The sequence below is a fragment of the Dyella sp. genome, from assembly GCF_035486915.1.
Lineage (GTDB): Bacteria > Pseudomonadota > Gammaproteobacteria > Xanthomonadales > Rhodanobacteraceae > Dyella_B.
Window position 1 is genome coordinate 1 of record NZ_DATHMR010000018.1, and the last position, 9,948, is coordinate 9,948.

The 9,948-nt window shown below is 60.2% G+C and carries 6 protein-coding genes; 2 read left to right on the top strand and 4 right to left on the bottom strand.

Going from position 1 to position 9,948, the window contains the following annotated elements; all coding sequences use genetic code 11:
• Positions 1 to 263, top strand: a 263-nt coding sequence (locus VK725_RS02065; RefSeq protein WP_325316399.1) for a hypothetical protein, incomplete at its 5' end; no start/stop codon positions are given.
• A gap of 124 nt (positions 264 to 387) precedes the next feature.
• On the top strand, positions 388 to 2,472 hold the full coding sequence (locus VK725_RS02070; protein WP_325316400.1) for a M13 family metallopeptidase: 2,085 nt from the start codon (positions 388 to 390) through the stop codon (positions 2,470 to 2,472).
• 284 nt (positions 2,473 to 2,756) lie between these two features.
• Here VK725_RS02070 and murD read toward each other — a convergent pair whose 3' ends face one another.
• The 4 genes from murD to VK725_RS02090 form a co-directional block, all read right to left on the bottom strand.
• On the bottom strand, positions 2,757 to 4,115 hold the full coding sequence (gene murD, locus VK725_RS02075; RefSeq protein WP_325316401.1) for a UDP-N-acetylmuramoyl-L-alanine--D-glutamate ligase: 1,359 nt from the start codon (positions 4,113 to 4,115) through the stop codon (positions 2,757 to 2,759).
• Between the two features lies 1 nt (position 4,116).
• Positions 4,117 to 5,466 carry a UDP-N-acetyl-alpha-D-muramoyl-L-alanyl-L-glutamate epimerase gene (gene murL, locus VK725_RS02080; protein WP_325316402.1) on the bottom strand — a complete coding sequence of 450 codons (1,350 nt, stop codon included), beginning with the start codon at positions 5,464 to 5,466 and terminating at the stop codon, positions 4,117 to 4,119.
• Between the two features lie 66 nt (positions 5,467 to 5,532).
• A complete protein-coding gene (locus VK725_RS02085) occupies positions 5,533 to 8,145 on the bottom strand; it encodes a bifunctional aspartate kinase/diaminopimelate decarboxylase (protein ID WP_325316403.1) in 2,613 nt (870 codons plus the stop codon).
• Between the two features lie 274 nt (positions 8,146 to 8,419).
• Entirely contained in the window at positions 8,420 to 9,934 is a 1,515-nt protein-coding gene (locus tag VK725_RS02090; protein ID WP_325316404.1) for a fumarate hydratase, read from the bottom strand.
• Positions 9,935 to 9,948: the final 14 nt, after the last annotated feature.

The window sequence follows — 9,948 nt, forward strand, 5'->3', positions numbered from 1 at the left end:
GCACGATTGCGATGTACACGCTCACCTCGCCGGCCCATGCTGCCGCTCCGTCGAACTGGGCGCTGGAAGCTTCCGACGATGGTCAGCACTGGATGACGCTTGATACTCGCAGCCACGAACGCTTTCCCTGGCCGCGCCAGACACGCGTGTTCGGCATCAAGCAATCCGCAAAACACGCGTACTATCGACTCGCCTTCGACGATGCCGCATCGGCACAAGCAGCCTTGGCTGAAATCGAGCTCATCGGCCCAACAACACCCTGAGCGGCCCCGCCTCGCCATTTTCCCGTGAACGTGGCAAGGCGGTCGCATAGCCCGAAAGTCATGCTCACAAGCGCGCCGTTGCGGACTATCTTGGAGAACTCACTCCACAGATAAGGTGATCGCCATGCAGCGATTTCGATCGATTTTTACTGCGGCGGCATTGAGCGGCGCCACGGCCTTGATGGCAGCGCCAGCCGCGTTGGGTGTCGCTCCCCCGACAAGCTCCGGCAGCTCGAATATCGGTATCGATCTCTCTGGCATCGATCATTCGATTCAACCGGGTAACGATTTCTTCGGCTACACCAACGGCACATGGCTGAAGACCGCGCAGATTCCAGCCGACCGTTCGAGTACGGGCAGTTTTCTATTTGTTTATCAGCTGGCCGAAAAGCGCACGTCCGACCTGATCCAGAGTCTTGCCAAATCCAATGCGCCCGCCGGCTCGAATTCACGCAAGATTGCGGACTATTACGCCGCATTCATGGATGACGCGAACATCGAGAGGCTTGGACTGGCGCCGCTGAAGGCGGAGCTGGACCAAATCGACGCGATCAAGACTCGCGATGACCTCTCCCGTGTACTGGGCAGCCAGATGCGTGCCGATGTCGACCCCGTCAACGCCACGAATTTCCACACCGAAAATCTTTTCGGTGCGTTCGTGACGCAGGGTCTGGAGGATACGTCGCACTCGATGGTCTATCTGCTGCAAGGTGGCCTGGCGATGCCGAGCCGCGACTATTACGTATCGCAAGATCCGCAAATGGCAGCGGCCCGTGCGAAGTATGAAACCTATGTCGCGTCGCTGTTGAAGCTTGCCGGTACGCCTGACGCCGATGCACAGGCCAAGGCGATCGTCGCGCTGGAAACGAAGATCGCGCAGGCGCAGGAAAGCCTAGTCGACAGCCAGGATGTGCATAAAGCCAACAACGTGTGGAGCGTGAGCGACTTCGCACAGAAAGCACCGGGTATCAATTGGACCGCGTATTTCAAGGCGGCAGGCCTGAGCGACCAGCAACATTTCGACGCATGGCAGCCGTCGGCGACCACGGGGCTCTCCGCGCTCGTGGCAAGCGAGCCGGTCGAAACCTGGAAGCAGTTGCTGCGCTATCACGCCATTGACGGTGCAGCACCGATGCTGCCAAAGGCTTATGCCGATCTCAACTTCGACTTCTATGGCACAACGCTGCAGGGCACACCCCAACAACAGGAGCGCTGGAAACGCGCGGTTGTCTTGACGAATGCAGACCTTGGCGATGCCGTGGGCCAACTTTACGTGAAGCAGTATTTCCCTGCTTCAGCAAAGGCGCGTGTGCAAGCGATGGTGAAGAATATTCTTGCCGCGTTTGACGAACGCCTGACAACGCTCGCCTGGATGACACCGGCGACGCGTGCCAAAGCAAAAGAAAAAATTGCCACCTTGCGTGTGGGCATGGGTTATCCGGACAAGTGGCGAAACTACAGCACGCTGGTGGTGAAGGCGGACGATCCGCTCGGCAACCATCTGCGCGCCGAGAAACTGGAATATCAGCATCAGATCGCCAAACTCCATCAGCCGGTCGACCGCGGCGAATGGTGGATGACGCCGCAAACGGTGAACGCCGTGAATCTGCCCCTGCAGAACGCACTGAACTTCCCGGCTGCGATTCTGCAACCGCCCTTCTTTGATCCGAAGGCGGACGACGCAGCGAATTACGGCGCTATCGGCGCGGTCATTGGTCACGAGATCAGCCATAGCTTCGACAACACGGGTGCTGACTTCGATGCGCAGGGCAAGATGGAAAACTGGTGGACGCCGCAGGATGCAGCACATTTCCAGACGGCAACGCAGAAGCTGGTTCAGCAGTACAACCAGTACGAAGCGCTGCCGGGTCTGCATGTGAATGGTCAACAGACGCTGGGTGAAAATATCGCCGACCTTTCTGGTATCACGGTGTCATTCGCCGCGTATCACAAATCGCTCGGCGGCAAACCGGCGCCGGTGATCGACGGTCTCACGGGCGATCAGCGATTCTTCCTGGCGTTCGGTCAAGCGTGGCGCTTCAAGATTCGTGACGCGGCACTTCGTCAGCGACTGTCCACCGATGTGCACGCACCATCCAACTTCCGCGCGCAGACGGTGCGTAATCTTGATGGCTGGTATGACGCCTTTGGCGTCAAGCCTGATGAGAAGCTTTATCTGGCACCGGATGATCGCGTGAAGATCTGGTAAGCATTCCGGCTTCCAAACAAAAGGGCCGCACTCCAAAAATAGTGCGGTCCTTTTTATTTCCAACGATGACGTTCAATCATCATGGGCGAACGATTTGACTCGCCTCACTCGCAACGCTTACACCTATAGCGCAGGCCCACTTCGGCGTTGAAGCCTCCGCGCTCGGCGTTCGTCGAACTGCCAGCTCGTGCTTACATCGAACCAAGACGAATGACGCCGTGTTGCCGCCGGGCGGCGAGCAGACTACGACGGATTAGCAGATCTGCTGGCTACCTAGACACGTATCAGGCTATACCCAATCCATCGATACCGGTCATCGTCTTGGCATCGAATCCGGCCATCTCGGCGAAGCGCCGACCGCGATCGGCATAATCGTGGAATTGATCGAAGCTGGGCGCGCCCGGGGAGAGCAGCACAACACCGCCGCTTGGCGTAATGATGCGTGCCATATCGATGGCGTCTGCGAGGTTATCGACATCGCCTAGCGGAATTTCGGATTTTGCCGCGCGCAATGCGAACGCGATGCGTGGACCGTTGGCACCTTGCGTCACGATGCGCAGGCGTTTACGTGAGGCGACATCCCGTACGAATGGCGACCAATCCAGACCGCGATCGTGTCCGCCAACGATGACGGTGATATCGCGATCGTGCAGGCTATCGAGCGCGGCAATGGTTGCTTGCGGCGTTGTGCTGATGGAATCGTTGATCCACTGCATGCCGTCGCTTTCGCCTAGCGGCTGTAAGCGATGTGGTAACGGACGAAAACCATTCAACGCGGGAGCAGCTGCAACGGCATCGAAACCCATGGCTTCCAATGCTGCCAGTGCCGCGCATGCATTCAGGGCGTTGTGCAGCCCCGGCACGGAGAGTTGGCTCAGCGCCAATACGTCGACTTCGCCGCGACGAATAGAACCTTCCGCCACATGCCATCCGTCTTGCCGGCCGAACATGATGCGATGAGGATGCGCCACCGTTTCCTCGAGCAACGAAGCCTGCTCCGCATTCACCAACAACTGACGGGCAGCATCGGCAAGCTTGAGCTTGTCGGCGACATAGCGTTCGCGCGAACCGTGCCAGTCGAGATGTTCTTCATACAGGCTGGTAATGACACCCAACTCCAACGCACCCGCTTCGCCGGTTTGAAAACTGGAAAGTTCGATCGCCCACAACTCCGCTTGCTGATCGAGCAATTCAAGCAATGGCAATCCGATATTGCCTGCCAGTGCCGTGCGGATGCCCAACGCACGTGCGAGGTGCGCAAGCAATGCCGTGGTGGTGCTTTTGCCTTTGGTGCCCGTGACGGCAACTACTCGTGCTTGCGGATTTTCCGCGAACCACAGTGCCGTACCGGACGTGAAACGCGTACCTTGCGCCTGCGCTGTGATGATCGCCGGCTTGTAGGCGGAAATACCGGGCGATTTCACGACTACGTCGTATGCACTGAGCGCCACGGCATCGGGCTCGTTTGCGTAGACGCGTAGCGCGGCATCGAATGCTCGCGCTTCGGCGGCTTCCGCTTCGGTGCAATAAAGCGCAAGCGTCAGACCGGGGGCGCGATGACGCAACGCACGGATCGCCGCGCGGCCTTCGCGCCCGAAACCCCAGATGGCAACGCGTTGCCCGGCAAGTTCCGCGATGCGCATGTCAGCCGATCGCCGCGAGCGCTGCTTGCAGTCGCACCGGAACGCGATGCTCGTCCGATGGCGTAAGCCAGGGCTCCAGCGCTAACTGCGCCGTATCGAGTTGCGGCAGGATCTCGCTACGGAAACGCGCGACGAGTGCATCTTCCTGCCATTCCGGCCGCTGACTCAATGCGTACATCGCTGCGCGCGCTTCCGCCCCCTCGCCCACGCATTCAAACGGTTTGTGATCGTGGTATTCGAGCAACGCGTCAAAGCCTGCTGCCTGCGATTCATCGTCCAGCAGATTGCGGCCGAAGATCGCGAGCAACCGTGGCTTCGGCAGAAACGGTGCCAGTGCAAGAAACACGAAGTGACACTTGGGGCATTGTCCACACCAGCGGTCCGCCGGTTTCGGACCGAGAATCTTGAAGTTACGGTTGCAGCTGGAGAACACGTCGAAATAGGGCGTGAGTTTCGCAAACGCGCGCGTGATGGCTAGCTCCGAGTACGGACGCAACACCGAGCAGTAATCCAGATCGGCGGCAACATGCGTATGCAGCCAATCGCTGAACATCTGCTCGAATGCGTAGCCCTTGCTCCACTGATGATTCACTTGCTGGCCTTCGTACTCCAGCGTCGCGACGGACGCAGAACGTTCATTGGCGAAAGCGATGCTGTCATAGCCATAGAGAACCGCAGCCACGGCGAGAATGGCCGAGTTCACCGCAGTCACGGGAATATGGCCGTTCCATGCACCGAGTCGGTTAAGCTCGAATAGACCTGGCGCCAGTTCGCGCTGAATGTTGAGCGTTGGCAAACCGGTGCGTTCCGCGCATGAAGCGATCAAAGGCGAATTGCCGACCCACACAGCTGTCGCTTGTCCGCCGATCTGCTTGATGGCTTCCACCGCGACGAGTGAATCTTTGCCGCCGCCAATCGGCACCAGTGTGCGCTTTGGTAAATGAAGCTCGGGCGCTGCAACTTTTGCCTGCGTGGATGACGCACGCGGAAAATTGATGCGCCCGCGCAGATCCAGCCCGTTGCGATACGCGAACTCGGCCAGACCATGCAGATACAACGCGTCGAGCAGATCGGCGGTGGTGTCGTCGAGCGGGTCATTCGCCACCTCTATCTTGGGCGGAATGCCTGCTTTGTAATAACTCACGCCCGCGATCAAGTGCAGCATTTTGAGTGCCGCATCGAACGCATGCTTGTGCCCTGCACCGATCGCCGGTGCTGCGGGAAAACGCACGCGCTCGATCAGTTCCTCACCCTGATCGAACTGATAGACCAGTTCGGCCACACCGTCCGCATAGCTGCAGCGCACGAAACGGAAGACCTGGGTCAGGCGCGGTTGGATCGGGTTGGTCACTCAAACACTCCGTAATGGCGGCTCACGCCACGCCCTCTCCCATGGCGAGAGGGGGCGCGGCGATGACTATTCGAGGACGATTTCTTCCGCCTCATCCCGCAGATTGTAAGGCGAAGACATGACTTTGCCGTAGGCACCGGCCTGGGCGATCAGCATCACGTCACCCTCCTTCGCCTCCGGCAGCCGGCGATCGGACCCGATGACGTCGCCGCTTTCGCAGATGGGACCGACGACCTGATACAGCGCCGTGGCGGGTTCGTCCAGACGCGTGAGGTTCACGATCTCATGCCATGCGTCGTAGAGTGCCGGGCGAATCAAGCTGTTCATGCCCGTGTCCACGCCGAGGTAGCGCCAGCTGCCTTTGCCCTTCTGCTGCGTGACGCGCGTGATCAGCACGCCCGCATCGGCGACCAGGTAACGGCCCGGCTCCATCCACAGTGTGTAGTGCGGATACGCGGATTTGACCTTACGCAGCACTTCGTCCAGCGCGGTGATGTCCAGTCGCGCCTCGCCCGGATGCGACGGCACACCGAGTCCGCCGCCGATGTCGAGAAAATCCACGCTGCCGATGCGCTCGGCAAGGCTGGCGAGTTGACCGTAGACTTCGCCCCAATGCTTCGCATCGAGAATGCCCGAACCCAGATGCGCGTGCAGTCCGCGCACGATGACGCCGTGGGTATCGGCCAGCCGCAAGAATGCGTCAATGTGTTCGACCGGCAAACCAAACTTGCTGCCGCTGCCACCCGTACGCACTTTCTCGTGATGACCGAGGCCGCGGCCCAGGTCTATGCGCAAGACGATCTCGCGACCGCGAAATACATCGCCCCAATGTTCGAGCGGGTAAAGCGAATCGAGCGAGACAGTCGCGCGTGTCGTGAATGCCCATGCGTAATCGTCGCGAGGCGCGAAGTTAGGTGTGAACAATAACGGCGACGATTCGGGCACTGCCGCCATCACCGCTTTGAGTTCGCCCGGCGATACGCATTCGAAACCGAAACCTTCTTCGGCAAGTACGCGCAAGATGGCCGGATGCGTGTTTGCCTTCACGGCGTAATGCAGGCGATCCACAGAACCGAGCGCCTTCAGTTCGCGCGCCTGATGTCGAACCGTCGGCAAGTGGTAGACATAACGCGGCGTGGCTTCCCTACCCAGTGCGAGGAGTTTGTCGCGGGATGCGGTTCGCCACCACGCATCGGGCGTTACAACCGTTTCGCCGCTTCCGTAGAGACTTTGCCAGCTCGACCCAAACAGCGCGCTGTCGTCGGTGCGCAATGCACCGGCGGCGATCAGCATCTCGTGCAACCGCGGTACGAGTTCGTCGACGACGCTTTCGTCAACCACGAACGTGAGGTTGAGATTGTTCGAAGACTGCGAGATCAGATGCACGCGCAACTGACCGAATTCCGCGAGCACACTGGAAAGCGTATGCAGCATCGAACGCATACCGCGGCCAACCAGCGTAATGGCGGCGCACGGCGCAATGACTTTGACGCGGCACGATTTGGCAAGATCGCTGGCAAGCGCGGCAACAGCGTCCGAATCGAGCAAATTCTCGGTAGGATCGAGCGACACGGTGACGTTCGTTTCGGCCGAACTTATCAAGTCCACCGACAGACCGTGCTGCTTGAAGTGTGCGAACACATCGGCAAGAAAGCCGACCTGCTGCCACATGCCGACCGATTCCATCGACACCAGCGTGAGACCCTTGCGTGCGCTGATCGCTTTGACGCTTGGCGCGTGTTCGCGCACTTCCGGGCCAATGACGGTGCCTTCCAGCTCCGGTCGGTTGGTGTCCTTGATCAGCATCGGCACCCGCGGCTCGCGCAGCGGCGACAGGCAGCGTGGGTGCAGCACTTTGGCGCCGGTCGAGGCGATTTCCTGTGCTTCTTCGTAATCGAGTTTCTGCAGCAGACGCGCGCCGGGCACCTGACGCGGATTGGCGGTGAACATGCCGGCCACGTCCGTCCAGATTTCCACGCGCTGTGCTTTCAGCAACGCGCCAAAATACGACGCGGAAGTATCCGAGCCGCCACGACCCAGCAACACCGTGCGGCCTTTCGACTCGCGCGCGATAAAGCCCTGCGTGATGAACACCTCGCCTGATTTTGCAAGGCGCGCATTGAGTGACGAATCCGGCTTGGCTTCCACCATGGCCGACAGCAGCTTGGTGCGCTCGTTCTGATTGGGCAGCGCGATAGCAGCGAGACAATCGCGCGCGTCCACCCACTGCGTCGCCAAACCGCTATGCGTAAGGAAAGCGGCGCCGAGCGAACTGGACATCAACTCACCTTGCGCCTGCACCAGCGCAGACCAAGCCAGTTCGCCGAGCGCGGCCGGGCCGTCTTCCGCCAGCTTGGCCAGCTCCGAAAGTCGCGATGCGAGCGTATCGGGAACCGCCAGCTGCATGTGATCGAGCAAATCGTAGTGCCGTTGCGCGATTGCCTTCGCAGCCTCGATGCGTTTGCCTTTGTCGTCCTGGGTACACAGATGTTTGAGCGCGTCGGTGATGCCGGTGAGCGCGGACACGACCACCACCACGCGTGCGCCTTCGGCACGGCGGCTGGCAACGAGTTCACGGATGTTCTGCCAACGCGGCAAGGTGGCGACACTGGTGCCGCCAAACTTCATCACGATCCAGGGAGCGCCGGCGGAAAGCGGCGCGGAGGCATTTGAGGTCACGATGTCTCTGTCAGGGTTGCGGGGGACACAATCCCCTCAGTGTTGCGCTGCATCAGCCGGAATGCAACCGCCGATTGTGACTATGGACGGCCATTTGGATGGCTAAACGCTCTTAGCCCCTCTCCCCTCGGGAGAGGGGTTGGGGTGAGGGTTCGTTTGGATCGCGCCATCCATGTTTGATGTAGATTGGATTCTTCGCGCTGTGCGCACCCTCACCCGCCTGCCGGCACCCTCTCCCGACGGGAGAGGGATGGGTTCGTCAAGTTCGACGTAGTTATTCCACCGTCACCGGAATCTTGCCGATACGCGCCTGCCATTCGCGCGGCCCCGTCTTGTGCACGGAAGTACCGGCGGAATCAACCGCGACGGTAACGGGCATGTCTTTGACGTCGAATTCGTAGATAGCTTCCATACCGAGATCGGCGAAGCCCACCACCCGCGACGCCTTGATCGCCTTGGAAACAAGGTAAGCCGCACCACCCACCGCCATCAGATAGACCGACTGATGCTTCTTGATCGCATCGATGGCCGCCGGACCGCGTTCGGCCTTGCCGACCATGCCCAAAAGACCGGTCTGCGCGAGCACCTGCTCGGTGAATTTGTCCATACGGGTGGCCGTGGTCGGACCAGCGGGACCGACGACTTCGTCGCGCACCGGATCGACCGGGCCGACGTAGTAGATAAAGCGGCCGTGGAAATCCACCGGCAGCTTCTCGCCTTTGTTCAACATGTCGACCATGCGCTTGTGGGCGGCGTCGCGGCCCGTCAGCAACTTGCCGTTGAGCAGCAGTACTTCGCCGGGCTTCCAGGTGGCGACTTCCTCTCGCGTGAGCGCGTCCAGATTCACGCGACGGCCTTTGGATGTGTCGTAAGTGAGTTTCGGCCAGTCTTCGAGCGATGGCGGATCGAGCATCACCGGACCGGAACCGTCGAGCGTGAAGTGGGCATGACGCGTGGCGGCGCAGTTGGGGATCATCGCGACCGGCAGATTCGCCGCGTGCGTCGGGTAATCCTTCACCTTGATATCGAGCACGGTGGTCAAACCACCCAGACCCTGCGCGCCGATGCCGAGCGCGTTGACCTTCTCGTACAGCTCGATACGCAATTCCTCGGCACGATTCGTCGGGCCGCGTGCGATCAGATCCTGGATATCGATCGGCTCCATCAGCGCTTCTTTCGCCAGCAGCATCGCCTTCTCGGCCGTGCCGCCGATACCGATGCCGAGCATGCCCGGCGGACACCAGCCCGCACCCATGGTGGGAACCGTCTTGAGCACCCAATCCACGATGGAATCGGAGGGGTTCAACATCACGAACTTGGACTTCGCTTCCGAACCGCCGCCCTTCGCCGCGACGATCACATCGACGGTATCTCCTGGCACGATGGAGACGTTGATCACCGCAGGCGTGTTGTCCTTGGTGTTGCTGCGCTTGCCGGCCGGATCGGCGAGCACACTGGCGCGCAGTTTGTTGTCCGGATCGTTGTAGGCGCGACGCACACCTTCGTTGACCATGTCCTCCAGCGACATCGTGGCGTCCCAGCGGACACTCATGCCGACTTTGAGGAACACCGTGACGATGCCGGTGTCCTGGCATAACGGACGATGACCTTCCGCCGCCATGCGAGAATTGATCAGGATCTGCGCCATCGCATCCTTCGCGGCGGCCGACTCCTCGCGCTCATAGGCGGCGGCAAGATTGGTGATGTAGTCGACCGGGTGGTAGTAGCTGATGTACTGCAGTGCGTCGGCAACGGACTGGATCAGATCGTCTTGCTTGATGGTGGTCATGGCGATGGCTTCGA